This is a genomic window from Yokenella regensburgei (assembly GCF_051486985.1).
Classification (GTDB): Bacteria; Pseudomonadota; Gammaproteobacteria; order Enterobacterales; family Enterobacteriaceae; genus CBFFRJ01.
Genome location: NZ_JAHVDV010000010.1, coordinates 1 through 24,491 on the forward strand (window position 1 = coordinate 1; position 24,491 = coordinate 24,491).

A 24,491-nucleotide genomic window follows, 5' to 3' on the forward strand; every position below is an offset into this window, starting at 1 on the left:
GTCAGCGTTTTCAGACGCCAGCAGCATGTTCTGGATATAACTGTTGTCCATGTCCAGTTCCAGCGCGGAGATTTCTTTGCGCTGTTCTGCAGTGACGTGGTGAGTAAACTCATCGACGATGAACTGGGACAGAAGTAAATTGCGAAACGACAATTGGGCAACCGGCCACAGCATAGCCTCTTCAACGTCGCTGCTAAAATCTTCCGAAGTACCGTCCTCAGACTTTGCACTTAGCCAGTCTTTAACCATCTGATTACGCGCCTCTGGTTCAGCAGCGATCCAGTCAGTTACAAACTCGACCAGCATCGTCTGGTCATGCTCTTCATCCTGAGGAAATACTGATTTAACTGCCTGAACAAGTTTCCATTCGACGTGCAGAGACAGGTCGGCAAACTCAGCAACATCGCTGATGGCCTGGAATAAGTTCCGCATGTACAAATTGCCTTCATCCATCGACAATTCGCTGGCGGCAATCTGCTGATCTTTTGTTACGTGGGTCAGGTATTTGTCATTCAGCATGTAGATGGCAAGACGAACGGCCAGCCCGCGCTTCTCAACCGGTACAGTTGCGACAGCGTCAGGTGCTGCATTTTCTTCGGCAGTTTCCAGCGCGTCTGGCAGTTCGGCACCAGTATCAACAACTGCTGCGCTCGGTGCGGGGTGGAACTCATCTGCCGGCGCCTTGCCGGCTTTCAGTTGCCATGTACGGCCATCGTCAGCCAGTTCATAGCGTTCGCACCAGGTGTAATCCACTGCGCCTTCTTCAGGCAGGTCGTTAACTACCGGAAAATCGGTGCGGATCGGTTTTGCGTAATCTTTACCACGACCGGTTTCGATTTCGGCGTCTTCCAGCGCAACATCCAGCTGCAGGTTTGCGCGCGCTGCACTTTTCGCAGTGAACCAAATCACCGCATCTTTCTTGCCAGACTTCTGACTGGCTTTAAGCAGATGGAAAGATTCCATGTCAGATCCTCATTTTTGGATGTAAGATCCCCGAGCCATTGATAGCGCCCATTGGGTATTCATTGGTTTTGGTAATTTCCGGTGTACTTTGATCGGTGGCACCGGACGTACAGGCCCGCTTCGGCGGGTTTTTACGTTATGGCTCGTTTGCCATCTGGTGATGCTCTGCGCACTGCTTAGAGCAATAATCGTGTTCTTTGCGCGCCAGCTGTGCGCCCTGGATAAAGAGCAATTCGTTTTTAACTTCTTTCCCTTGCTCAATCGGTTTGCGGCAGTACGCGCATTTGATTTCCACGAATCACTCCTTTCACAAATTCGCGTTGTAACCAGCCGGTTGCTCACCTCCGCGCACAATGCCTTCAATCTCAAAGCATTCGCCCGATACCTGCTGCTCAACGGCAGCTGCTTCACATGCCTGCTGGCTTTCGTACACGCCCAGCACCACATCCTGAAAATCACCGTTGGTCATGCCGACGGTCAGAACTAAAGCGAAAAGGGTGTTCATCGCGTAGCCCCTGCTGCGTAGTGGAATTCCTGCACTGCCTGGTGCCACATGTGGGCATCTTCGAGAAATAGGGCAATGACGATTTTGTTTTGCGCTGCGCGGACCCGGTTCAGGTCAACGGTGCGAACAGTGATTGCTTCAGACAGACCAGCGATAACCATTTGCTCTCGATTCAGAACGACAGAATCGCGGGGGCTATCTACTAAGCTCAGGCGCCAGAGTGAGCCATTAGCTACAGGTTTGACCTTGTACTGCTGATTGTTGTGAGTGACTACCATCTAATCCCCCGGTCTTTCCCGGCGTCAGAACGTTAAAGAAACCTGTGCGCATAGTTGTGTTGCGATGGGATTATGATAGCTATACGTATTATTGATAGCAATACTTATTGATATTAAATAATAGCAATTTGCATTAATACTTTGATAACAAAAGGAATTTAATTTTGTAAAAACTGCGTGCTATGCTCAGAAAAGCGTCGAAATGGAGCTTCGTATGGATATGATTGACGACAAAGCGGGACTAATTCTGAACGCGATCGGCCTGGCGGTGGTTGAGTTGATAGGCGAGCGCGTACCGATCACCAGAGATAACCTGGTAGATAAGCTGGAGCACAACCGGCGTGAGACAGGGAACGTGATAGGGAAGGGCGTGAACAGGGATGCGGCGGAACTTGTGAGGTGAGGAATATGAGACCACCAGTTACAGATGAAGAAATTGAGTTACTCAAAGCGGATTTGGACAGGCTGGAGAAAAGTCAGCTAGTGGGGATTGAGGCTTATGAGGCATTGCAAATCTTGGAGATGCGCAGGCAGACCGCGAAGCTTGAATTCATCAAAAGGTTGCTGGTTAAAGACGGTAAGTAGAGCAATAAAAAACCCGGCGCGGTGGCCGGGTTTTTAAACATATATCAATTAATGAAGCATCGAGGAAGCTTCAAGCATTTTTTCGAAATAATGACTCATATCATCTTTACTAAAAGCATTAATTAAATTATCTGTATGTTTTTCTAATAAGTTGAGTTGCTGTTTCGCGCTTTTTTCCTGAGCGGTTGTTTCAGCGGCATAGATAACAAAAGAGTCAATATTGTGGCTGAAAACTTCACACGCTTTACTTATGGTTAATGCACTTATAGCTGCCTCACCCATTTGTTTTTTAACATTCTCAGAGCGAAAATCTATTGTTTCAGTTAAATGATACTTACCATTTTTAAGTAAAAAATCTGCCATAAGTCCTTCATCCGAGCTGATGGGATAATTGGCAACAACCTTGTGGTTGTAAAGGTCTTCATTATACTTGCTAAAAACCCCGTTCCGAATAAATGTATCTTTTATATCGAAAAATATTTTTCTGCTAACGCGCTTATGAGATGCTCTCTGCGGGTTAACGAGTCTTGCCATCAGCTCGTTAATTTTTGTTTCATAAAGAGCCATATCACCTACAGTGAAGACTCCAAAATCAGAGAGAGAAAGAGAGCCTTTGAATAATCGAGGAAGAAGATAAATATCTTTCATTACCTTTGATACATCAAAAAAAGAAGAGGTTAAATCTTCCAGATATTCAAGGTTTAACCCTTTATCAATAGCGCGAAGTTTTGAAACGGAATTAATCATTCTAACGTCAATTTCATTGTCACGGTAAACAATCATTCCAACGTTAATCGTCTCACCCTTTTCAAGATTAGGTGTTACTCTGATTAAGCTGTATTTGAATGTTGTCATGACATTATCTCCTGTCTTATTGCTTCTAGGCGCATCGCCTTATCTTCACTATCCCACCATCGCAAAATGTATTCTTTGTGCATAGGCGGTAGCCATTCTTCAGGCATAGAAGACAATATATCAGAAATCACTGACACGCCAATTTTATCGATTTTGTCAAGGATATTCAAAGCTACAGCGCGAAGTTCGGGAGTATCCCCAACCATTTGCTTGGCGTGGTTCCAGTTAACAACTGTTGTCGAATCAGTAGGAAGCGTAAGCGCGGTGCTTCTTGGCCAGCCAATAACGAATGAGCTTAAACTAAAATCGAATGTTTTAACGATTACTTGGTCTCTACTATTATGCATATAGAGATAATTATTCAGATGGCGATCAATGTTATGCACAAACTGGTCAAAGGCGTAAATTGCCCATAACTGCCTTTTAAGCGAATCACTAGCATTAGTTAGTATTCCTAGCCATTGCGGAGCGCTTAGGCCTAACTTCCAAGCAGCATGTTCTATTCTTGAACCAAATACATAGTTTCCATCAGCTATACAGCGAAGGACCTTACATACTGGGGTTGCAATGCCACACTTTTCAGCAAGGCATGTACAGAACCATTCTGCTGCAGGTACCTGAGTCGGGTTTTGTACTGGAAAAGGAGTGCTACCATTTGTTCCTTTTACTGCATATTCCATCTCATCGCTTGCGACCGCGAATCCAGAAAGATGAACAGTACCAAGTCCAGATGGAGTGTAATCGTTGAACTCTAACTCAAAAAGATTACCTTGCTCCGGTAATTCGCTGTTTTCTGGTTCATTTTCTTGAGCCACTTTGGTATTCCTCCAGCCTGACATTGGAACCTCTGCTAACGTTAAGTTGATTTATTTCCACGGAATTATCGGTACAGATTAGTTTCAATCAGCCTGGGCTTTGATTGAATAGTGTCCAAAAATCTGATTTTTTATCAAAAAAATCTATGATTAACGAGATGAATTCCCTTAACAATCCGCTCCGTTAAGCACTTCTTGTGAAGCCTTTCCAGCCAAGCGCCAACCAAGTGATCTAATTCCTACATCTCATTGCGTTGAGACCTGCCTAGCCATGCTTCCTGTACGTCTGCGGCATGCCTAACTGTTATCCAAACCGCTTGTAAGCAATTGTCTGCTTGATGAGCACCTTAGCCATGATGTGAAAGCGATCCAGATCTCCATCCTCGATGTACCACTCTTTGTACCGGGCGTTATCAGATATCACCAACAATTTGTCCTTGTGCATCTGCAGCCGCTTAACATGCAGTGTATTGCCAAACACAAAAACGTACACACCATCGCCGTCGAAATGCCGCACACCGATGTTTACGAATATTTCATCGCCTGGGTCAATCGTGCCTTCCATGCTGTCACCGCGAACGGTGATCACTTTAACCTGAGAAGACGGTACCGGGCCAAATAGGGCATGACCTTTTTCCGGTGTGTACTCAATCGCTCTGATGGTTTCGATAAAGTCGGTCGACAGCATAGAACCCGGCCCCGCGCTTGCATGAACATCCAGCACATCGACTCTGTAGATATCAGTGCGAGGCTGAGCGACAACTTCCGCAGGCTTCTGGCCATCAGCCCGCATGCTTCCTTCGCCAGTAGAAAGCCATTCCGTTCTAACGCCAAGTGCATTGGCAATCTCAACGATTTTTGTCGAGCCGCGAGCATTGCCACTGGTGAGGCGCCAAATGGTGGGCTGAGCGACACCTGACGCTTTCGCGAGAGCGCCCTGAGACATGCCGGACAATTCCATTGCCTGGTTAAGGCGGTCTGCAAGAGTTTCTTTTTTCATAGTTTTCAATTTATACGCTTGCGTATTGGTGGTCAAAACACGTTTAGCTATTGCCAACATTAATACGCATTGCTATTATCCATATCGACCAATACTTAAAGGAATTGGATATGACCAACAAAGTTATCCAGCGAGCAATTGACATCGCTGGCAGCCAAAAAAAACTAGCCGATCGCTGTGGTGTTGCTCAACCAACCGTGTGGCGCTGGCTTCATGGCGGCGGGATTGATGCACGTTACGTGATGAAAATCGTGTTTGCCACTGAAGGGAAAATCAAAGCGGCAGATATCAGGCCCGATCTCGCGCAACTTCTCAGCGCAAATAATACTGCCGCCTAACCGGCGGTACTAACCACGAAAGGGAAAGCAATGCACACGCAATCACTTACGTATCAACAGAGTACAGGATTAGGCCATCCCGTTCTGATTTATGAAAATCATCGAAAGCCCGCTGCGGCCGGTATAAACCACGACGACATTCGGTCTGCCGTTCGTGCCTGGGCAGCTGATTGCCGTAGCCGTGAATTTGTTGCCGCGCTGATCGCAGAAGAGTGGCGCCGCGCTGGTGGTGAAGGGCTGGATATACCGACTGACTCGCATCGCCAGATGCAGAAGATTTTCCGCTGGCTGGACGGTGAGACAGAGTACGCAGCTGAAAACGTTCGCCTACTGACGCCGGCGATCCTAGCTGTTCTGCCACTGGAATTTCGTTCCCGCCTGGCGCCGCAGGAAGACACAATGGCGCGCATTGCGGCAGCGATGAAGGAGTGTGCTGAAGCCAAGCAGGCCGTGCTGCTGGGTGCCCCAGAACATCAAAAGCTGAAGGAGGTAAGCGAGGGGATAGCAAGCCTGTTTCGGCTGATGCCGGATCAGGTTGGCCCACTGATGACAATCGTAACGTCGATGCTGGGGGCAGTATGACAGGTTCAAAAATGGCGAAAGCCGCGGTGCTCGAACACCAACGGCTTTCAGGCGCAATAACTTTGGGCAATTGCGGAGAGCAGTATGTCAAACACCGCTGAAATATACAAATTCCCTATTCAAACCGAGCAAACAGGAGGTCTTATGGCCGACCTGTCCAACGGGTACACCAGGATCGCAAACGAGATTCAGAAGCTGAAGCCGCGCCTGCGCATGTCGGGACGTGAATGGCAATGCCTGGAAGCGGTTATCTGGCTGACCTACGGATGGAACAAAAAACAGGACCGGGTTACGAATACTGTCATTTCCGGGCTTACCGGGCTTGCCGATTCGCATGTTTCTGATGCGATAAGCGCCCTGGCTGAGCGTGGAATTATTTTCAGTCACAAGCAGGGCGTGATGAAAATAGTCGGTATAAATACTGACCTATCTGCCTGGATTTTGGACAAACCGAAAACGGGAAAAGTCTTCCCGAAAACGGGAAAATCTTTCCCGAAATCGGGAAAAACCTTCCCGGAAACGGTAGACACCCAAGACTATAACAAGAACAGTATTAAAAGATCTTCGTCTGAGAATTCTGACGAATCCTCCGACGACCCTACCGAGAAGTTTCTTTCTCGTCACCCTCAAGCAGTCGGCGGTATTTACACACCGTCCGGTAAATCATGGGGAACCGCCGAAGACCTTCGTGCCGCAGAGTGGATTTACGCTCAGTTGCTGGTGGTTAACGCGAGTCTGTCCGAGCCGCGCTGGGTCGAATGGGCAAACACCATCCGACTGATGCGCGTGCAAGACTTCCGTTCTCATCATGAGATTTGTTCATTGCTCAAATGGGCCAGCCAGAACGATTTCTGGAAAGACAATATCCTCAGCCCTTCAAGCCTTCGCAAACAGTGGGACAAGCTCACCACGAAGCGCCAGAGCCTGAGTAGCGGTGTTACTCGTGGCGGTACCGCTATCGACTTCAACAACACCGACTGGATCAACGAGGTGCTGAAATGAAAAATCTCTCTGAGCAACTTCACAACTTCGACCGTGAAAACTTTCGACGTGCCGCCAACGGAATGCCAGAGGTGCAGGATGCAAGCGGCCCGGTGCGTCAGGCAGAGCAGGTAGCGGAGATTTTTAACTCGCTGTTCGCACGTTTGCGTGCTGCATTCCCGGCTGCCGTATCTGCCATTCGCACCCAGGGCGAGTACGACGAGATTCGCCGTCAGTGGCTTCTGGCTCTTGGGGAAGCTGGGATCACCAGCATGGAACAGGTCGATGCTGGTATGCGCGTTGCACGTCGTCAGGAGAAACCATTCCTGCCGTCGCCCGGCCAGTTCGTCGCCTGGTGCCGTGCTGAGGAAAGCGCCGCTGTAGGTCTGCCTGACCAGAACGAACTGGTTGCCCTGGTGTACCAGTACTGCCGCATTCGCGGTAGCTACCCTGACGCCGAGTCTTATCCGTGGCCCGGTAAAACCGCAGACAAACAGCACACCACCAAATCCAAAGCCTGTTACTGGATGGTCACCACCCTGAGCCAGCAGATGCGTCTGCAGGGGTTCACCGACGGTGAGCTGAACCGCAAGGCCGGAGATGAGCTGGCGAAGATGGTGAAACGCGTCCGTAGCGGCGAGGTGTTACCTGAGCCTGTAGTGCGACTGCCGGTGATGGGGAAAAAACCATTAAGCCGTGAAGAGAGCCTGTCCAAGGTTCAGGAAATCCGGGCGAAGTTTGGATTCAAGGGCGGGAGGGCATGAGCATGGCACATAAATACGCAACCAAAGAACTCCGCGAGCAGCTGATTCGCGACATCATCGCCCTGGTCAAATCACGAGGGCGCCTGACAACCTCTGAGGCCGCTGCGCATTTTGGCGTTGAGCAGGAAACTATGCGCCGCCGATTCCTTGACGCCGGGGCCACTGGCGAAGTAATCCGCTTTGAAAAATTCGGCCTTTTCCGCAACGAAAAAGCGATAGCGGAATACAACATCGCTCGCGCACGCCGCCCGTATGGCCAGCGACGTTTGAAGATTGAAGCGATGCAGCGAAACGGTAATGGCATTTTCGATGAGTGCCGCCAGAACTGGCAGGGCTACCGCATCCACAAAATTTTCGGGAGTGCACAGGCATGAAACCATACGCATATGACCGCCGTGACGAACATGGCTCAATCCAACTACACAAAGGTGTCTCAACACCTCGTGTTCGTGCTGATGAAAAACTGATCCCGCTGTATTCGGCTGAACAGCTTGCAGAACTACTCGATCAGGTCCGCCTGCTGACTGAGCAGCGCGACGCGTTGGTGGCGGAAAGTGTGGCGCTGAAATCAAATTTGATGTTCTGGGATGCAGAAGACCCTGAAGCGCCGTATGAACACCCAGATGAAATCGCGAGTGAATGTGAGATGGACGTTGATGACATCTTTGATGTTCAGGTTGCCGCCCGCATGCCGAACCGAAAATATCGCGTCGTAACTATGACTGATGACGAATGCCGGACCGAGCAGGTTGGTAGTAATGAAATCCAAACCCCCGCCACCGACGCCGCAATCGCAGCCCTGCGAGCAGAAGGGGTGGAGATGTTTGCAGCCGAAATGTCTGCCCAGCATCAAAAATTACAGTCTGGAGGGTATTTCGACAGGCAGGTTGTTATCTACGCCAAGTTTTATGAACTTGCGTCTTCATTCGCCCGCCAGCTTCGCGAGAGCAAAGGAGCGCAGGGATGATTACCGGCACCAGTAATTTCGACGAAGTACCAGAGGTTCAATGCAACATATGCGGTGGTTATTACAAGGCTGACGAACCCGAGCAGCATGAGTGCGAATTACCAGAAATCGAGTGTGACATTTGCGGGTTTAAAAGTACGTCGCCTGACGGCGCGCACTATTGCTGCGAGGACAATAGCAATGATTAGCAACGAACAGATTCAGGCACTCCAGGCGCAGATGAAGCGCAAACACCGTAACTGGACTGCGAGCGTAATGCGCACCTGCGATTATTGCGGGCATCATAAAGATACCGTAACGGAAGACGATGGCAGCGCCATCTGCGCATCCTGCTGCGACGCTGAGTATGCAACCATTCTGGCAAATGTTGCTGAAACCCTGCTGGCAGAGCGTGACGCTGATAAGGCGCTGATTGCTGATCAGGCGAAGCGCATCGACCAATTACAAGGCGAGAATGAATACATCCGCAAGCGCTTCAAAGAAACCGACCTGATGTTTGGCAAAAACCTCCTGGTCATGCAGGCGGCAATTATCGAATGGCAAGGAACTGGCGACGCTAAAAATGGTTTAGCCTGGATTTATAACACACTGTTTGGACCTGGCGAGCTACCTGACGAAGCGGAGAAAGATGCTCAGGCCTACTTTGACCGTAAATATGCGCCGCTTGACGAAGAGCTTATGGCGCTTCACCAGTGGTTTTGGGAGCAAAGCGAAGCAGAACGCGCAGCCGCTGGCATCACCCTGACCGTGGGAGGGGAAGAAAAGTGAAGCGCGAAATTTGTGATGTTTTAGCTCCGGGCCACTGTTGCCCGGGTCACGATAAATACCCTGCGGATAAGTACAACAATCGCCGTTCAGTTCATGCCAGAGCGGAAGGAATCAAACGAGAGCATCGCCATGCCCGCCGCGTAAAAAGGCAGGAACTTGATGCCGAAGTTAAATTGGTCGTGGGAGGGGAGTGAAGTTGGAGCAGAGAATTTTAGACATGTGCTGCGGCTCCCGCATGTTCTGGTTCGACAAACAGGACTCACGCGCCGTGTTCTCCGATATCCGAACCGAAGAGCACAAGCTTTGTGACGGGCGCAGCCTGGTCATCAATCCTGATGTTGTCGCCGACTTTCGCGATTTGCCGTTTGCCGATGCCTCTTTCCCGGTTGTGGTATTCGATCCGCCACATCTTGAGCGTGTTGGTGAAAACGCCTGGATGGGCAAGAAATATGGTCGACTGAACAAAGACACCTGGCGTGATGACCTTCGCGCTGGGTTCGCAGAAGCATTCAGGGTGTTGCGGCCACACGGCGTTCTCATCTTCAAATGGAACGAAACCCAAATACCAGTGAGCCAGATTCTGGCATTGACAGATGCAAAACCAGTGATTGGCCAGCGCACCGGAAAAGGCGACAAAACCCACTGGATTATCTTCGTGAAGGAGTCCGTATGACACACGAACTGAGCAAAGAGCTTCTGCAAAAAATTATCGAAGCGGCTGATGAAATCATAACGGTGCGTGATGGTACGAATGAAGATATCAGCCAGAACGATACTGAAACGATTATCGGCCTTTACGACCATTTCAATGACAATCTGGCACCGCCTGCCGTGGTCAAGGAGCTGGCCCGCTTCGCACTGGTGGCATACGAGCAAGAGCCGGTGGCTGATGTTGTTGCATGGTCTCATCCTAACGAGGAGAGAAAATGCGATGTACAGTTGCGTAGTTTTGATATCCCACCTGGTCCGCTCTACACCCACCCCGCGCCATCAATCCCGGCAGCGGTGGCTGATGAGGTGATTAGCATCATAGAGAGTCATGCCGAAAGGATGGATGCAGCCGCAATATCAGCGGAATGCTTCGAAGAAGACCGGCGCAAGCGTTACGCAGCCATGATATTACGTGGTGTTGCGAAAGAATGCCGCGCCGCCATGCTCCAGACTGAAACACAAAACACACCTCAAAATATTCCGGCAGGTTTAGTCGAGGCTGTTCATCGGCTGTTTGATAGCGATGGGAGCCGTGGGTGCTTTAGCGCGATACAGTGCTATGACGCCCACGAAGAAATCGAACGCTTACTAGCCTCAGCGCCGAAAGGGGTGTGATAAATCAAGAGCGGGGATATACTCCAGTCTGGAGGTACCCCCAATGAAAAAATCAGAAATGTTTGCAGCAATAAAACACGCGGTCGATACAGCAGCGAAAGGCGACCGCACTGTTACTATTCAGATGCAGATTATTAAATTTCATAGCGAGTTAATTACCGTTTCTGCAAAGGAATTTGTCGAAGAAATTGGGCTTAAGCCGTCGCTTGTGACGTTGTTTACCGATTCTATGAAGTTGGCGGCAAGACTAAGGGCATCTTCATGAGCGACTGGAATTTAGCAGCAAAACCGCAGGAAGAAATGGACAAGGTAAACGTCGATTTGGCAGTTGCTGGGGTAGCGTACAAAGAGCGCATGAACATGCCGGTTATCGCCGAACAGGTGGCACGTGAACAGCCTGAACACCTTCGCGAATACTTCATGGAGCGCGTGCGCTTCTATCGTGAGAAGAGCCTACAACTTCCGCGCGCAAGCGACCCGCGCTATATTGATATGGCCGGGGCCATTAAAAAATAAGGAGATAAAAATGGAAGATAAGGATTTTGAAAGCTTGTTGCGTGCGATGTATCCGCACCCTGATGACAATGATAATCAGTCGGATATTGATGAGTTGTGCCGGTTGCGCTTGGGAGTAGGGTTCGAGGATTTCGTCAGAGTAGCGAATGCGTTACTTCCGCTGACCGTGCCTACCCAATCGCCTAAAACCCAGTCGTATTTCCATTCGTTCTGGGTGGATGGGACTTGTTATGTTTACCGGGAATCAGATATCTAAAATATTGGTTTGTTGGTTTGATTTTCAGAAATCACCTGTTCATAATACCAGTATCAGCCTGAACAACTGACAACCTGTGCGCCACGGAGAAAACCATGGCGCAATTACAACTTCTCAAGCACTCCTCAGGAATCCTGATCCCCGCTACACCGGAGAGCAGCGATTTTCTGCATTCTAAATGTAAGCTCGGCGCGGTACTGGAAGGCGAATTCCGCCAGGTACGCAATGCCGCTTTACACCGCAAATATTTCTCTCTCCTGAATCTGGGCTTCGAATACTGGGAGCCGAACGGCGGTGCGATAACGCCTGCTGAAAAATCCATAGTAAATCGCTATGTGGGTTATCTGTCCCTCCGGGTGGGTAGCGGTGACGTCCTTACGTCTTATGCAGAAGAGTTCTTTGCTGACGTAGCAGAGCGCCGTTCATCAAATATCACTGCCAGTAAATCGTTCGACGCTTATCGGGAATGGGTCATAGTAAGCGCCGGGTATTATGACATCGTTAACCTGCCGGATGGCACCCAGCGCAAGCGAGCAAAAAGCATTTCATTTGCAAACATGGACGACACCACGTTTGCCCCTCTCTACAACGAATCTCTCAACGTGTTATGGCGTTTCATCCTCTCCCGCGCATTTACCAGCAAAGCGGAAGCAGAGAACGCTGCGGCGCAGTTGATGAGTTATGCGGGGTGATCATGGCTAAAAAGGAGAAATGCCTTTTCTGCGGTGAGCCCGCAACGCTCTATTGCGATGGGATCATCGGCTGGGATGCAGACGAGGATGAAAATCCTCACCTATGTAACGCTCGGGGAATGTTCACATGTGATGCGCCCATGTGCTCGACGTGTGGGACCTGGCACGGAAACATCTTCTTTTCAGGTAAAGCCGGCAGCATGGAAACAAGGGATTATTGCCCCCTTTGTCAGGCCCTTTATCAGAAAGGTGAGGTGATTCGGGAAGACCATCACCGAAAAGGGAAGACAATTCGTGAGCCGGTCCTGGCTGAAGAACAGGCATCAATAATTCGGCAGGCACACTGGAACAGCTATCTGAATGAGCACCGGCGGGAACTGAACAGCATTCAGGGAGGTGGACAACAATGCCTGCCATTCTGAAAAAGAAACCACGCCGTAAATGCACCGTGTGCCGTGAGTGGTTTCATCCGACCCGTGACGGCCAGTTTGTATGCTCGTTTGAATGCGCTAACGCCCATGGCAAAGTTGCGAACGACGCCGCAAAAGCAGAAAAGCAGAGGAAAGATAAAGCCAGGCTGGTGGCGGAAAAAAAAGCTGATCGCCAGCGCCAGGCCGAACGTCGAATGGCGGTGAAGCCGCTCAGCTACTTCATCAAGCAGGCGCAGAAGGCCTTCAACGATTTCATCCGGTACCGGGACCGGAATCTACCGTGCATAAGCTGCGACCGTCATCATGATGGCCAGTACCACGCAGGGCACTACCGCACGACTGGAGCCAACCCGGAGCTGCGATTTGATGAGGATAACTGCCACAAGCAGTGCTCGGTTTGCAATAACCACCTCTCCGGAAACCTCACCGCATACCGACCAGCGCTGATGGCCAAGATCGGCCAGGAGCGCTTTGACACGTTGATGGGGCCACACGCGCTGACGAAATTGACTCGCGATGACTATATCCGGATCCGGGACGAATACCGCTCGAAACTGAAAGCGCTCAAACAGCAGGAGGCCGCATGACCGTCTTCTACTTCAACCGGTACCAGGCCGAAAGCGTTGCGCGTGCATGTCTCAAGGCGATTGCGCGCCACACCAAAGAACCAGTTAAACAACCATCGCAGCAAACTACAGGGGCCGCCGCATGAACGAACAATATCTGCAATATGTCCGCGAAGAAATCGCGCTGGCCACTGCCGACTTTAGCGGCCGCACAAAGGGACAGCTTATTGCACTGGTGGAACAGCTCCAGTTCACGCACGAACGGTACCCGCGAAAGCGCCAGTATGTTTTAGATGAGGTATCTGGCAAGAAAATCATGCTTAGAAACCCACCAGTGCCCGGTAAGCAGTCACATGCCAAAGGAACTTCTATCCCTCAGGTCATCCCGGTAGAGTTTTCAACGGCAAGCTGGCGCCGCGCCATCGCGAAACTGGAAGATACCGAAAGCGCCTGGGTGAAGTGGAATTACCTTCATGATATTGATTTTCGCCTTCAGGCTGCGATTGTGCAATATGGCTGGCAGTTGTTCAGCGAAACGATAAAAGAGCGACGCATAGCGGGGAAGACCAAAGAAAAGCTGAAGGCCCTCATCTGGCTGGCTGCCCAGGACGTTAAAGAGCAACTGGCCCGGCGTGAGAGTTATCAGTTTGCTGAACTTGCATCTTTGATGGGGGTGGCTGATTCAACATGGACGGAGACGTATAAACCTCATTGGCTGGCTATGGCTAGAATATTCTTCGCGTTGGATAAGCAATCGCTAATTTCAGTTTGCCGATCACGTTCACATCAAAAGGCATCAAATTTACATGTAAGTATTGCAAAACCGAACTAAACAAGCCATATTTGAGTCTACTTTGATATGCTGCCTGAATTGTAATCGGCGGCAGGAAGATAAGATTCACGATTAAAAGGCCTCGCATATTGCGGGGCTTTGTCGTTTCTGGAGGGTGTGATTATGTGCAAATAATACGGATTGACCGCAGCCGAAAGGCAATGCAGTAGTCATGATGCTGCCCTGAGTAGCCACTGGGCGAGCCTGTGTAGTGACGGGTTAAGGTTCTGATATCAAAACAAGCTCCGGTAAAGCAGCGCGACGGCCAGCCGCGCACCGGTTATCAGCGGCGATGATGCGACAGCACCTCAAGGGCATGAGCGTGGCCACTACGGTTAGTGGCGAAGAATTCAGATCCCTGGCTATATGCCGGGGTTTTTATTTGCCTGTAGCTCAGCGGACAGAGCAGCCGCCTTCTAAGTGGTTGGTCGCTGGTTCAAATCCAGCCAGGCAGACCATACCCAGCCAGGGTATTTTCGGCAACCCCATGGCCGACATTGCAGTGCTCACATCTTCCCGCCATGAGCGGGTTTTTATTTCAGGCCTCGGGAAACTTCAATCAGAGTTTTGTCGTTAATGCAGCTCGAGGCCTTTTTCTTCTACACACGGAATGCTTATGTCTGAGCCACTCACTGTTGTCAGCGGCATTACATCGGCTGCGGTCGGTGTAACGTTCGCCACGCTATTCCCGGAAGCCACGCCTGCGGTGATGCTCGGGTCGCTTGCCGGTACAGCATTATACGTGCTGACCTCAGACCCTCATCAACTCTGGAAGCAGGCGATATTTGCGCTGATTTCATTTATCAGCGGCGTGTTCTTCTCGGTGCCGATGGCAAAAATCATGGCAGGGATTATCAACACCCCTCTCAGCCTGATGACGCCCCCGGCATCTATCGAAGTCTCTCCTGCCGTAGGGGCAATCGTTACTGCTTCCATATCCGTGGCAGTCCTGCTGCGCATTCTCCGCAAATCAAAAACGGGGAACATGCCAGGGCTGGGGGAGGAAGACAAATGACATGGCAACTGTTCCTGATGGACGCAAACGCCATCGTGTGCCTGCTCATCATGTTCAGGCTGATGTTTTTTCGCAAAGAAGGTAAACGCCACCGCCTGCTGGTGGCCGTTCTGGCATATCTGGTCATCCTGGCCGCCGGCTTTAATGCCTTCAGTATTCTTCTCGGCCACTACGTACAGGTTAATCTCGGTGATCTGCTACTTAACTCCGTCATCTGCATGGCGGTGTGGCTGGCGCGCGGGAACCTGGCAAAGGTCGTTATAACGGAGTAGTCCATGCAAACCAGCGAGAAAGGTATTGCCCTGATCAAGCAATTCGAAGGCTGCAAGCTTACTGCTTACCAGGATAGCGTCGGAGTGTGGACGATCGGCTATGGCTGGACTCAGCCTGTCGACGGAAACCCGATTCGTGCCGGGATGAGGATTAATCAGGAAGCGGCGGAGCGCCTATTGAAGGCTGGGCTGATCAGTTACGAAAACGACGTGTCACGCCTGGTTAAAGTCAGTGTGACTCAGGGGCAGTTCGATGCTTTGGTGTCGTTCACGTATAACCTCGGCACCCGGTCGCTGTCTACATCAACCCTGCTGCGTAAACTCAACGCCCGTGATTATGCTGGTACCGCTGATGAGTTCCTGCGCTGGAATAAAGCTGGCGGAAAAGTCCTGAATGGGCTTACACGTCGGCGCGAGGCAGAGCGTGCTCTGTTCCTGTCGTGATTGCCGCGCTTGTTAAGCGTTACTGGTTGCAACTGGCGGTATTGGCGCTAATCGGCTTGCTGGTGTTCTTTGTGAATCACTACCGTGATAACGCCATTGCCTATAAAGAGCAGCGCGATAAAGCGAAGGGCGACCTGCTGCTGGCGTACGACACCATTAACGATATGAAGGTGCGCCAGCGTGACGTTGCCGCACTGGATGAGAAATACACGAAGGATTTAGGAGATGCCAAAAAGCAGCTTGATGATCTGCAGCGTTGCGTTAGCTCTGGCAAGTGTGGGCTGCGAGTCAACGCAAAATGTCCCACGAACGGAACGGCCAGCACCACCAGCGTGGATGATGGCAACACCGCCCGACTTACTGACGCCGCTGAACGGGATTATTTCACCCTCAGAGAGCGAATCGAAACGGTCACCAAACAACTGACAGGTCTGCAAGCGTATGTGCGTGAGCAGTGTCTGAAATAAAAAAAAGCCCTCTCGTGGGAGGGCAATATTGCAGACAACTTCTAATGGGATACAAGCGTTCCGCCAGAGCAGAGTTGAGGAGTGAATTCTCATCCCTGAGATCAGCCCTGGTGAGGCGCTCTTTCCTTATGACTCGCACTGAGTCTGGCTGAAAAAGAGTATTTAACAAGCGTAAGCGTGGAAGAAAGCCATATGCAAGAGCGGGATTTAGTATGCAGTTAAAAGGCTTCTTTAAGAAATATCCGGGATGGTGATTCCTGCGCCTTATGAAAAAATAACCTATGATTTTTATAAGCTTGGGTATGAACAAGGAGTATGTATGAAACAAGAAGAGCTGGAGCGTAAAGTTGAGGAAGAAATTTCTGCTTTTATTAGTAAAAAAATTGCAGAGATCCGCAAAAAAACTGGCAAAGAGGTTTCTGAGATTGAGTTTATACCGAATGAAACCATGTCTGGTCTTGAAGGATATGCAGTAAAAATAAAGCTTATATAAAGTGAAAAGAGCTGCTTAGGCACATTTTTTCTTGGCATTACAGCAGGCATTCACTGAGTGCCTGCGATAATGAGTAATGTTTTGCTGCTCTCATTTAAGAATCGTATAATTTTTCCCCCGTACGGAAAAATTACTAAGGATGCAAAAATGAAAGATGGCATTTACAAGGTGGTTTTTGACAGCAATGTTAATCCCAACGGACAATGTGACGGGATAGTTTCAATTCGTGATAATCATATAAATGGTGGTGATTACGTATGCTTTTACCGCGGATTAATCAAGTCTAGTGGCGTAACTCTTCAAGTGGTGCGCCACAATCCTAACGACACCACTGTTTTTAATGGTGTCGACAGTGTAGATCTTGCGCTTCAGTTTGAGGAAGTAGGTGAAGGCGCTGTTTTCAACGGTAGTGTCTTGAGCAGACCCGATTTAACTATCAGTGGCAGCTTAAAATTTCTTAGTGATCTTATTTAATTGTTGAATTACCTCCCTGTAGTTCTTCATTGTCATCACAAAGGCCACTTTCAAGTGGCCTTTTTAATGGCTTAACCATAGGAAGATAACCATGGGGAATGAAGCCGAACGCCGACCACTGCCAACAACTACATTCGTTGAAGAGTTCGCCCCCCACACCCGCCTGATACCCGCTGAAGGTGTTTACGAATGGGTGCAGGAGCAAATCATTGCCGATGCTGGGCATCTGCATAATCCTGACCACTTCCACCTCGCAGACGCTGATATAGCGTTTATGTGGGCATCAGGCTCATTCGCGAAGAAAGGGCGCTACGTTCTCGGTCAGGCCGAACAGGTAATGCTGCGCGCTGGTGGATGGCAAAAGGCCCGAATGGAACAGCAGATGTATGAATGGTTCGGGCGCATCCCGAAGTTCATCATCACGCTTGCTGCCGATTACTGCTCCCAATGTAGCGACCTCGAATTTTGCGCGCTGGTGGAGCACGAGCTTTACCACGTTGCCCAGGCCACCGATGATTTTGGCGCACCTAAGTTCAACAAAGAGACCGGGCATCCAGTGCTTACTTTGCGAGGTCACGATGTCGAAGAGTTCGTAGGTGTCGTAAGGCGTTACGGTGCCAGTGTGGAAGTGCAGGAGTTGGTTGATGCGGCAAATGCTCCAGCGGAAGTCTCTCACCTCAATATCGCCAGGGCATGCGGAACGTGCATGCTGAAACTGGCGTGAATTTTATGACTGATTATGACAGGCAGGTGATTTATGGCGGCACTGAAAGGTGAGGTCAAAGCCTTCATCGTTCAGTCTCTTGCCTGCTTCGATACCCCCTCTCAGGTGGTTGAGTCGGTCAAAAAAGAATTTGGCCTGAGCATCACACGCCAGCAGGTCGAATCTCATGACCCGACGAAAGCAAACGGCAAGGGGCTTGCGCAGAAATGGGTTGCGCTATTCAACGGAACCCGTAAGCGATTCCAGACCGAATTAAGCGACATTCCGATCGCCAACAAGGCTTATCGTCTCCGTGCGCTTGACCGGATGATGACCAGAGCTGAGGGAATGAAAAACATGGCGCTGGCCGCTTCTCTGATGGAGCAGGCCGCAAAAGAGGTCGGGGACGCATACACGAACAAACAAAAGGTTGAGCACTCTGGTGGGGTAGCAGTTAGCTCAGTGGCTTCGGTCATGGATGAGATAGGAGATGAAGACCTGTAAGGAGTCACTGTGTTAACAGAAAAGCAGAGAACGCTCCTGAAAAACAGGTTCTGGCGCCTCAACAACCTCTACAAAATTAAAGACAAGAACGGCAAATGCGTAACATTCAAAATGACTCCCGAACAACTGGAGTATTTCGATGGGATGCATGACCGCAACGTCATTTTGAAGGCTCGCCAGCTTGGCTTCACAACTGAGGTCTGCATCATTCAGCTGGATCTGGCTATCTTCCACAAAAAAGAATGCGCACTGATCGCCCACTCGCTTCCTGACGCTGAAAGGTTGTTCCGCAACAAGACTCAATTCGCCTATCAGCGAATGACCGATGACATAAAACTGGCAAACCCCCTGGTCAAAGAGACCACGAGTGAATACGTGTTCTCAAAAGGGGGGAGCGTAACGGTTTCAACGTCATTTCGTGGCGGGACGCTATACAGCCTTCATGTGTCAGAGTTCGGGAAGATATGCGCAAAGTACCCGGAGAAGGCGAAGGAGATTGTTACCGGCGCTTTTGAAGCCGTTCCACTCGGCGGCGTTATTACTCTGGAAAGTACGGCTGAAGGCCGCGCGGGATATTTCTACGACTACTGCCAGGACGCTGAGAAAGCGCTGTTGCAGGGGAAAGAATTATCCAATCTGGACTGGAAGTTTTTCTTCTTCTCCTGGTGGAAGAATCCGCAGTACGCCATCGACCCGGTAGAGCCTCTGCCGCAGCGCCTGGTTGATTACTTCGCCGAAATGGAGGCTAAGCACGGCGTTGTCGTCAACGAGCGCCAGCGCGCCTGGTATTACGCCAAAGAGAAAACGCTCGGCGACGATATGAAGCGGGAATACCCGACCATACCAGCTGAGGCATTCCAGCAGTCGGTTGAGGGCGCGTATTACGCCAAACAATTCCGCTGGCTCTACACCAACAAGCGCATCGGCACTCTGCCTGATAACTCCCACCTCCCGGTTCATACCTTCTGGGATATCGGCGTGGGCGACTCCACGGCGATCTGGTTTGTTCGTGAGGTTGGTACCGAATTCCACGTTATCGACTACTACGAAAATTCAGGAGAGGGCCTGCGGCACTACATGAAGGTGCTGAAAGACCGCGGCTATGAGTACGGCGAGCACTGGGGCCCACACGATATAGAAAACCGCGAATTCGGCGCAGACGCGAAGTCACGCAAAGAGCTGGCGCAAGAAGGCTATGAGATTGACGGCCAGATGTACTCAATGACGTTTAATGTCGTGCCAAAAACAGGCGTTGATACTGGCATTGAATCGGTACGTGAAATCCTCCCGGCCTGCGTATTCGATGAAGAGAAGTGTGCTGAGGGCATTTCCCACCTTGAGGGGTATCGCAAAGAATGGGATGACAAGCGAGGCTGCTGGAAAGATAAACCTCTCCACGATTTTACCTCTCACGGTGCAGACGGCTTCCGCTACTTCGCTGTTGCGAAGAACAACCGCAAGCAGGTCGGCGCAGTATTCTTCTAAGGAGCTCATCAGTGAGTGAATTAAGCACCGGGGAAAAATTCCTCGTTAATGCCCTTGCTGATGCTATAGGGCGCCAGCGCATGCTTTATGCAGGGCGTAATGGCAATGTGAAGCGCACTAAGCTTTGGGACGAGTTTGGTTACCCCGATAAGCTTACTTTCGATAATTTCTATCGCCAGTATCGTCGCGGCTCTACGGGGTTTTCGGCGGTACACAAGCTGCTCGACGCTTGTTGGGTTGATCTGCCCACCATCATTGATGGCGACGAGGACAGGGAGTCAACAGCCACGACGGCGTGGGAAAAAGCCGTTACTAAGCTGATGAAAAAGCATTGGGCGAAAATCAAGGATGCCGATCGCCGCAATATGGTGGGCCGTTATTCTGCGTTATTGATTCAGGTGCGTGACAGCCGGGACTGGAGCGAGCCAATTGATGTCGATGTAGTGAAAAAACTCGGCAGCAAAGCACTGGTGAAACTCATACCAGCGTGGGAGCCTCAGATCCTGCCAGGCAACCTGGATATCGATACCTGGTCTGAAACTTACGGGCAGCCTGTAAGCTATCAGTTTAATGAGCAACCTGTCGGTGATGAGGGAACCTACAAGAGCCCGCGCTCGGTGCAGGTACACCCTGATCGCATCATTCTGCTTTGTGAAGGTTCTGAGGATGACAACATCCTCTCCGGAATTCCGCTACTGGAGGCTGGCTATAACGACCTCCTGGACATCGAGAAAACGAAGGGCGGCAGCGCCGAGGGCTTCCTGAAAAACGCGAGCCGTACGGTTGTGACTGAGTTTGATGAAAAGGTAAGTATTGATTCACTGATCAAGCAGGCGAAAGAAGCCGGTTATGACAAACTCAGTGACGCAATGAATGACAAGGTGTCGAAACTCAATAGCGGTACCGATGCAGCACTGGTTACCCAAGGAGGAAAAACCTCGGTACTCTCTGTCGCCGCCGCCGACCCAACGCCGAGCTGGACAGTTTCGGCAAACTCGTTCTCCTCAACAATTCAATGTCCGTTCAACATTATGTTTGGCAAACAGACAGGCAATCTCGCCTCTGAAGAGGATAAAACGGCCTGGGCGAATCGTTGTAACGGTCGCCGCTGGGGCTTCCAGTCAGACGTTATTACCCGCGTAATTGAGCGATTCTGGATGGTCGGCATTATTGAACCTCCCGCGTCCGGTGAGGTGTCATTGGTCTGGTCAGATTTACTGGCCCCGAGCGAGAAAGAAAAGCTGGCCAACATGGCGGTGATGGCTGACGTGGCGACGAAGACCCAGCAAGCCTTTGGCACTCCGGCTGTCGATGAGAACGAGGTGCGCGCCGTCGGAGAACTGGAGCCACGGAAGGAGCCAGAAACGCCAGACCCTAACGCAAAACCACCCGGTAAGGATCCGCTGACAGATGATGATGACAGTGCAGACCCGAATCGGGACGCCAATCGTACCGCGCAATAAAGCGGACCCCACGCAGTCAGCGCGGCAGGTAGGGCGAATGTTTCGTGACATCGATGAGCGCTATCTGACGATAAAGCGTCGTCTGAAAGCGCTGTTTGACCAGCGCCTGTCCGGGCAGTTTCGCGAAACTAACGGCGAGCAGTCCTGGCTGATGTGCAACAACGAGGGTGCAGAGCCTTCGCTGTATCAGATTAACGCTGGCCGCTATATCTACGACATGTCGGCTGCGCAACTTGCTGACCTGCTCCAGATTGTCCAGACCATCCTGGATGACGCTTTACTCGACGGTGGCAGTCAGAACCTCTGGGCGCTGGATTATGTTTCAGCAGAATATGAGCGAGGTACGCGCAACGCTTTCACCAACCTGTCAGTGCAGTCTCAGGCCTACGCCAGCCAGACCACATTGCAGCAACTGCTATCCAGCCCGGCCTACCAGAACCAGATAGCCAGCGCCTACATCAGTACATACAGCGACTGGAAGGGTGTCAGCGATGCAGCGCGTGTGGATCTGGCGAACGTCATCGCAGACTCAATAGGTCGTGGCGTTAACCCTCGTGAGACGGCCAGCGTCATCAGCAAGCGTCTCGATGTGTCGATGTCGAAAGCAAAGAACATCGCTCAGACTGAGCAGGTCGGCGCGCTGCGCCAGGCGCAGTGGAATGAAACAGACTGGGCCGCTGACCGTCTCGGGCTGAATACCGGGCTGATGTGGCTGTCTGCACTTAAGCCTACGACGCGGAGCTGGCACGCCAGTCGGCACGGCAGGGTCTACATCACGGAAGAGGTGCGTGATTTCTACGCCGAAAACGGCAACCGGTATAACTGCTACTGCAGCCAGATTCCGGTACTGCTCAATGACGACGGCAGCATATTCAACGAAGGGTTGGCGGATAAGCTTGCAAAAGAAAGAAAAAAGTGGCTCGCTTAATTAACTACGCACATCAATAGTTAAGGCGAGAAAATGGAAATTAAAAGTATTAAGTTTGAATGGAATAAAGAGCTTGAAAATCCGCTGTATAAAACCTATCGGGTTGTTTGCACTATCGTAACAAAAGCAGATGTTACGGTATCAGGTTCTACGGACGGTAGAATAGAGAGTACAGATTTATCATCTGATATTTTTCGAGCCTTAAGGCTGGATCGTCATGAAGAAGCTGAACATAGAGCTTTCCTGCAAGCAAATGAAATGCTCTTCTATGCAACGGGAGAGCGCTGCTATGAAAGACCGAGACGTCACAGAGAAGATTGAACCATAAACCCGCTTCTGCGGGTTTTTTATTGCCTGAAATTCACCATGAGGACCCAGCATGAAACGCAACCGCGTTAACGTGCTGACCGTCGTCAACTCCGCTTCAAACATCACCACTGAAACCGTCAACGGCAAGCCACATATCGTGGTTCGCGGCATCACGCCTGTCGTGGACGATATCGTGATGAATCGGAAGTTGTACCCGGCAGCAGAAATCGAAAAGGCCTACAACACGCTCGAACGTAACCCGATGCCTCTGGGGCACCCGAAGGTGGATGGCAAGCATGTTTCAGCGCGCGATGTTCAGGCGGTGAACGAGTACCACGTCGGGGCCTGGCTGCAGAACGTCAGCCACAAAGACGGGAAGGTGACGGGCGACATGTACGTTAATCGCCAGTACGCCGAATCCAGCGATAAGGGCCAGCGCCTCATCAACCGCCTGGATGAGATGGCAGTCGGTACCAACTCCGACCCGATACACATCTCAACCGGTCTGCTGTATTCCCGCATAGCCGCCAATGGCGAATCGAAGGGAAAGAAATACAACGAAATCGCCACCAACATGATGTTTGACCATGTCGCGGTGCTGCTTGATGAGCCCGGCGCCGGTACGCCGGAGGAGGGCGTGGGCATCTTCGTTAATGCCGAAGGTGATGAGACTGAAATTGAGGTCTGCAACCTTCAGGACGCGATTGTTAGCGACAACCGTAAAGACGGATGGCTGAACAAAATAAAGTTCTTTGTCGCTAATGACGGCGGGATGTCCTTCGACGAGATCGCCGCATCGCTGCGTGAAGCAATTCGCGCAAACACTCCTGATTCTTGGCGCTGTGTCGTCAGCATTTACCCGGACTATCTGATTTTCGAAGAAGAGAAGAAGACCACATCTGGCCGGAATCTATTCAAACAGAAGTACCTCATCTCTGACGGGGCAGTATCGCTCGTCGGCGAACCTGTAGAAGTCGTGCGCAAACCAACTGAGTACGAGATTAAAACCAACGGAGAGAACGATCCGATGAAACAACTGATTATCAATGCGCTGCAAGCCGCTGGTAAGCCGACCGAAGGCAAGTCCGACGCCGAGCTGATGGACGCTTACAACCAGATGAAGGCCGACGAAGCCGCCGCCAAGAAAAACGGCGACGAAGAAATCGACCCGGCAACCGGCAAGCCGAAGAAAAAAGAGCAAACCACCAACAGCGAAGAGATGCCAGTCTGGGCGAAAACTCTCTCCGATCAGGTGGCAGCGCTCAACAGCCAGTTCAGCGCAGGCGCAGAGACTGAGAAGGCAAGCATGCGCACCGCGGTGAAAGCCAAGTTCGGCATGACCGATTTGGCAGTCAATGCCCTCGACGGCGAACCGCTGAAAGAGTTGTTCGCGCAATGCCAGACCTCAACCGGCCTGAATGGTGCATTCCGCCACCAGGCAACTAACACCCAATCAGTCAGCGAAATGCCGGAGTAAAAAATGGCTAAAGACGGAAAACACGTAATCCACGCCGGTGGCGTATTCCCTAACCCGCTGCTTAACCGTGAAGGTGCGGCGGCAGCGGCCACCAAGCCGGGCACCGTTGGCTTCTTCTCAGCAGGAAAATTCACTGCCTCCGTGGATGGTAACGAAGAAGCGATCCTGTATGTCGCTGATTTCGATTATCTGCGCTGCCAGACGGTTGATGATTCAATCCCCATCAACGAGCTGGTAGTCGCCATCCACCCGATGCAGGGCATGTTTCTGAACGTGCGAGCCGCTGCCGGCACGTACAAAAAAGGCCAGCCGTTATCCATCGCAAACGGCCAGGTGAAAGCCCACGCTTCTGGCGAGTCCATCCGCGCATATGTCGAAGAAGACACGGCGTACACCGTTGCTGCAGGCGATCTGCTGCGCGTCGTTATCAAGTAAGG

39 protein-coding genes and 1 tRNA gene are annotated in these 24,491 nt (G+C 51.0%); 33 read left to right on the forward strand and 7 right to left on the reverse strand.

Annotation, left to right across the window (positions count from 1 at the left end):
• From KXR87_RS09030 to kil, 4 genes are all read right to left on the reverse strand, one after another.
• On the reverse strand, nucleotides 1-963 hold a 963-nt coding region (locus tag KXR87_RS09030; RefSeq protein ID WP_437431933.1), incomplete at its 3' end, for a RecE family exodeoxyribonuclease.
• A 136-nt stretch (nucleotides 964-1,099) separates the two neighbouring features.
• On the reverse strand, nucleotides 1,100-1,258 hold the full coding sequence (locus tag KXR87_RS09035; RefSeq protein WP_437431934.1) for a YdaE family protein: 159 nt from the start codon (nucleotides 1,256-1,258) through the stop codon (nucleotides 1,100-1,102).
• A 12-nt stretch (nucleotides 1,259-1,270) separates the two neighbouring features.
• Nucleotides 1,271-1,468 carry a DUF1482 family protein gene (locus KXR87_RS09040; RefSeq protein ID WP_437431935.1) on the reverse strand — a complete coding sequence of 66 codons (198 nt, stop codon included), beginning with the start codon at nucleotides 1,466-1,468 and terminating at the stop codon, nucleotides 1,271-1,273.
• Nucleotides 1,465-1,746, reverse strand: coding sequence for a host cell division inhibitory peptide Kil (gene kil / locus KXR87_RS09045; RefSeq protein ID WP_437431936.1), 282 nt, complete (start codon nucleotides 1,744-1,746; stop codon nucleotides 1,465-1,467). The genes KXR87_RS09040 and kil overlap by 4 nt, the downstream gene beginning before the upstream one ends.
• Before the next feature lie 202 nt (nucleotides 1,747-1,948).
• On the opposite strand from kil, the gene KXR87_RS09050 reads away from it, so the two are divergent.
• The gene (locus KXR87_RS09050; protein ID WP_437431937.1) at nucleotides 1,949-2,149 is read left to right on the forward strand and encodes a hypothetical protein; all 201 of its coding nucleotides are present in this window, start codon (nucleotides 1,949-1,951) and stop codon (nucleotides 2,147-2,149) included.
• 5 nt (nucleotides 2,150-2,154) lie between these two features.
• Nucleotides 2,155-2,331 carry a hypothetical protein gene (locus tag KXR87_RS09055; RefSeq protein ID WP_437431938.1) on the forward strand — a complete coding sequence of 59 codons (177 nt, stop codon included), beginning with the start codon at nucleotides 2,155-2,157 and terminating at the stop codon, nucleotides 2,329-2,331.
• 48 nt (nucleotides 2,332-2,379) lie between these two features.
• On the opposite strand, the gene KXR87_RS09060 is transcribed toward KXR87_RS09055, so the two are convergent.
• From KXR87_RS09060 to KXR87_RS09070, 3 genes are all read right to left on the reverse strand, one after another.
• Complete coding sequence (locus KXR87_RS09060) at nucleotides 2,380-3,186, reverse strand: DUF3037 domain-containing protein (protein WP_437431939.1); 807 nt, start codon at nucleotides 3,184-3,186, stop codon at nucleotides 2,380-2,382.
• A complete protein-coding gene (locus KXR87_RS09065; protein ID WP_437431940.1) occupies nucleotides 3,183-4,001 on the reverse strand; it encodes a hypothetical protein in 819 nt (272 codons plus the stop codon). Before KXR87_RS09065 ends, KXR87_RS09060 begins: the two co-directional genes overlap by 4 nt.
• Before the next feature lie 304 nt (nucleotides 4,002-4,305).
• Nucleotides 4,306-5,061, reverse strand: a complete 756-nt coding sequence (locus tag KXR87_RS09070; protein ID WP_437431941.1) for an XRE family transcriptional regulator — start codon at nucleotides 5,059-5,061, stop codon at nucleotides 4,306-4,308.
• 50 nt (nucleotides 5,062-5,111) lie between these two features.
• On the opposite strand from KXR87_RS09070, the gene KXR87_RS09075 reads away from it, so the two are divergent.
• From KXR87_RS09075 to KXR87_RS09225, 31 genes are all read left to right on the forward strand, one after another.
• The gene (locus KXR87_RS09075; RefSeq protein WP_437431942.1) at nucleotides 5,112-5,339 is read left to right on the forward strand and encodes a helix-turn-helix domain-containing protein; all 228 of its coding nucleotides are present in this window, start codon (nucleotides 5,112-5,114) and stop codon (nucleotides 5,337-5,339) included.
• 30 nt (nucleotides 5,340-5,369) lie between these two features.
• The gene (locus KXR87_RS09080; RefSeq protein WP_437431943.1) at nucleotides 5,370-5,921 is read left to right on the forward strand and encodes a toxin YdaT domain-containing protein; all 552 of its coding nucleotides are present in this window, start codon (nucleotides 5,370-5,372) and stop codon (nucleotides 5,919-5,921) included.
• An 84-nt stretch (nucleotides 5,922-6,005) separates the two neighbouring features.
• Nucleotides 6,006-6,923: a replication protein gene (locus KXR87_RS09085; protein ID WP_437431944.1), complete on the forward strand. Its 918-nt coding sequence runs from the start codon at nucleotides 6,006-6,008 to the stop codon at nucleotides 6,921-6,923.
• Nucleotides 6,920-7,666 (forward strand): replication protein P, encoded by a 747-nt coding sequence (locus KXR87_RS09090; protein ID WP_437431945.1) that lies wholly within the window; start codon nucleotides 6,920-6,922, stop codon nucleotides 7,664-7,666. The genes KXR87_RS09085 and KXR87_RS09090 overlap by 4 nt, the downstream gene beginning before the upstream one ends.
• A 2-nt stretch (nucleotides 7,667-7,668) precedes the next feature.
• Entirely contained in the window at nucleotides 7,669-8,040 is a 372-nt protein-coding gene (locus KXR87_RS09095) for a DUF977 family protein (protein ID WP_437431946.1), read from the forward strand.
• Nucleotides 8,037-8,633 (forward strand): hypothetical protein, encoded by a 597-nt coding sequence (locus KXR87_RS09100; protein ID WP_437431947.1) that lies wholly within the window; start codon nucleotides 8,037-8,039, stop codon nucleotides 8,631-8,633. Before KXR87_RS09095 ends, KXR87_RS09100 begins: the two co-directional genes overlap by 4 nt.
• A 114-nt stretch (nucleotides 8,634-8,747) precedes the next feature.
• Nucleotides 8,748-9,401, forward strand: coding sequence for a hypothetical protein (locus tag KXR87_RS09105; RefSeq protein WP_437431948.1), 654 nt, complete (start codon nucleotides 8,748-8,750; stop codon nucleotides 9,399-9,401).
• Between the two features lie 217 nt (nucleotides 9,402-9,618).
• Nucleotides 9,619-10,074 (forward strand): class I SAM-dependent methyltransferase, encoded by a 456-nt coding sequence (locus KXR87_RS09110; protein WP_437432068.1) that lies wholly within the window; start codon nucleotides 9,619-9,621, stop codon nucleotides 10,072-10,074.
• Nucleotides 10,071-10,727 carry a hypothetical protein gene (locus KXR87_RS09115; protein ID WP_437431949.1) on the forward strand — a complete coding sequence of 219 codons (657 nt, stop codon included), beginning with the start codon at nucleotides 10,071-10,073 and terminating at the stop codon, nucleotides 10,725-10,727. Before KXR87_RS09110 ends, KXR87_RS09115 begins: the two co-directional genes overlap by 4 nt.
• A gap of 43 nt (nucleotides 10,728-10,770) precedes the next feature.
• Nucleotides 10,771-10,992 carry an HTH-like domain-containing protein gene (locus KXR87_RS09120; RefSeq protein WP_437431950.1) on the forward strand — a complete coding sequence of 74 codons (222 nt, stop codon included), beginning with the start codon at nucleotides 10,771-10,773 and terminating at the stop codon, nucleotides 10,990-10,992.
• Nucleotides 10,989-11,243 (forward strand): DNA polymerase III subunit theta, encoded by a 255-nt coding sequence (locus tag KXR87_RS09125; protein WP_437431951.1) that lies wholly within the window; start codon nucleotides 10,989-10,991, stop codon nucleotides 11,241-11,243. The genes KXR87_RS09120 and KXR87_RS09125 overlap by 4 nt, the downstream gene beginning before the upstream one ends.
• A 10-nt stretch (nucleotides 11,244-11,253) precedes the next feature.
• Nucleotides 11,254-11,499 (forward strand): hypothetical protein, encoded by a 246-nt coding sequence (locus tag KXR87_RS09130; protein ID WP_437431952.1) that lies wholly within the window; start codon nucleotides 11,254-11,256, stop codon nucleotides 11,497-11,499.
• A gap of 95 nt (nucleotides 11,500-11,594) precedes the next feature.
• Entirely contained in the window at nucleotides 11,595-12,191 is a 597-nt protein-coding gene (locus KXR87_RS09135) for a DUF1367 family protein (RefSeq protein ID WP_437431953.1), read from the forward strand.
• 2 nt (nucleotides 12,192-12,193) lie between these two features.
• Nucleotides 12,194-12,613 (forward strand): hypothetical protein, encoded by a 420-nt coding sequence (locus KXR87_RS09140; RefSeq protein WP_437431954.1) that lies wholly within the window; start codon nucleotides 12,194-12,196, stop codon nucleotides 12,611-12,613.
• On the forward strand, nucleotides 12,610-13,209 hold the full coding sequence (locus KXR87_RS09145; RefSeq protein ID WP_437432069.1) for a recombination protein NinG: 600 nt from the start codon (nucleotides 12,610-12,612) through the stop codon (nucleotides 13,207-13,209). Before KXR87_RS09140 ends, KXR87_RS09145 begins: the two co-directional genes overlap by 4 nt.
• Before the next feature lie 121 nt (nucleotides 13,210-13,330).
• A complete protein-coding gene (locus tag KXR87_RS09150) occupies nucleotides 13,331-14,020 on the forward strand; it encodes a bacteriophage antitermination protein Q (RefSeq protein ID WP_437431955.1) in 690 nt (229 codons plus the stop codon).
• 382 nt (nucleotides 14,021-14,402) lie between these two features.
• A tRNA-Arg gene (locus KXR87_RS09155) sits at nucleotides 14,403-14,478 on the forward strand.
• Nucleotides 14,479-14,636: 158 nt separating this feature from the next.
• A complete protein-coding gene (locus KXR87_RS09160; RefSeq protein ID WP_437431956.1) occupies nucleotides 14,637-15,035 on the forward strand; it encodes a putative holin in 399 nt (132 codons plus the stop codon).
• Entirely contained in the window at nucleotides 15,032-15,307 is a 276-nt protein-coding gene (locus KXR87_RS09165; RefSeq protein WP_437431957.1) for a phage holin family protein, read from the forward strand. The genes KXR87_RS09160 and KXR87_RS09165 overlap by 4 nt, the downstream gene beginning before the upstream one ends.
• 3 nt (nucleotides 15,308-15,310) lie before the next feature.
• Nucleotides 15,311-15,751: a lysozyme gene (locus KXR87_RS09170; protein ID WP_437431958.1), complete on the forward strand. Its 441-nt coding sequence runs from the start codon at nucleotides 15,311-15,313 to the stop codon at nucleotides 15,749-15,751.
• On the forward strand, nucleotides 15,748-16,218 hold the full coding sequence (locus KXR87_RS09175; protein WP_437431959.1) for a lysis protein: 471 nt from the start codon (nucleotides 15,748-15,750) through the stop codon (nucleotides 16,216-16,218). The genes KXR87_RS09170 and KXR87_RS09175 overlap by 4 nt, the downstream gene beginning before the upstream one ends.
• A gap of 319 nt (nucleotides 16,219-16,537) precedes the next feature.
• A complete protein-coding gene (locus tag KXR87_RS09180) occupies nucleotides 16,538-16,711 on the forward strand; it encodes a GnsA/GnsB family addiction module toxin (RefSeq protein ID WP_437431960.1) in 174 nt (57 codons plus the stop codon).
• A 147-nt stretch (nucleotides 16,712-16,858) separates the two neighbouring features.
• The gene (locus KXR87_RS09185) at nucleotides 16,859-17,185 is read left to right on the forward strand and encodes a hypothetical protein (protein ID WP_437431961.1); all 327 of its coding nucleotides are present in this window, start codon (nucleotides 16,859-16,861) and stop codon (nucleotides 17,183-17,185) included.
• Between the two features lie 91 nt (nucleotides 17,186-17,276).
• Entirely contained in the window at nucleotides 17,277-17,909 is a 633-nt protein-coding gene (locus KXR87_RS09190) for a putative metallopeptidase (protein ID WP_437431962.1), read from the forward strand.
• A 33-nt stretch (nucleotides 17,910-17,942) separates the two neighbouring features.
• Entirely contained in the window at nucleotides 17,943-18,392 is a 450-nt protein-coding gene (locus tag KXR87_RS09195; protein ID WP_437431963.1) for a DUF2280 domain-containing protein, read from the forward strand.
• 9 nt (nucleotides 18,393-18,401) lie between these two features.
• Nucleotides 18,402-19,877 carry a terminase gene (locus KXR87_RS09200; RefSeq protein ID WP_437431964.1) on the forward strand — a complete coding sequence of 492 codons (1,476 nt, stop codon included), beginning with the start codon at nucleotides 18,402-18,404 and terminating at the stop codon, nucleotides 19,875-19,877.
• Nucleotides 19,878-19,888: 11 nt separating this feature from the next.
• On the forward strand, nucleotides 19,889-21,340 hold the full coding sequence (locus KXR87_RS09205) for a DUF1073 domain-containing protein (RefSeq protein ID WP_437431965.1): 1,452 nt from the start codon (nucleotides 19,889-19,891) through the stop codon (nucleotides 21,338-21,340).
• Entirely contained in the window at nucleotides 21,288-22,268 is a 981-nt protein-coding gene (locus tag KXR87_RS09210) for a phage minor head protein (protein WP_437431966.1), read from the forward strand. Before KXR87_RS09205 ends, KXR87_RS09210 begins: the two co-directional genes overlap by 53 nt.
• Before the next feature lie 33 nt (nucleotides 22,269-22,301).
• Nucleotides 22,302-22,589, forward strand: coding sequence for a hypothetical protein (locus KXR87_RS09215; protein WP_147320649.1), 288 nt, complete (start codon nucleotides 22,302-22,304; stop codon nucleotides 22,587-22,589).
• A gap of 58 nt (nucleotides 22,590-22,647) precedes the next feature.
• Nucleotides 22,648-24,054 carry a DUF2213 domain-containing protein gene (locus KXR87_RS09220; protein WP_437431967.1) on the forward strand — a complete coding sequence of 469 codons (1,407 nt, stop codon included), beginning with the start codon at nucleotides 22,648-22,650 and terminating at the stop codon, nucleotides 24,052-24,054.
• A gap of 3 nt (nucleotides 24,055-24,057) precedes the next feature.
• A complete protein-coding gene (locus KXR87_RS09225) occupies nucleotides 24,058-24,489 on the forward strand; it encodes a hypothetical protein (RefSeq protein ID WP_117386162.1) in 432 nt (143 codons plus the stop codon).
• Nucleotides 24,490-24,491: the final 2 nt, after the last annotated feature.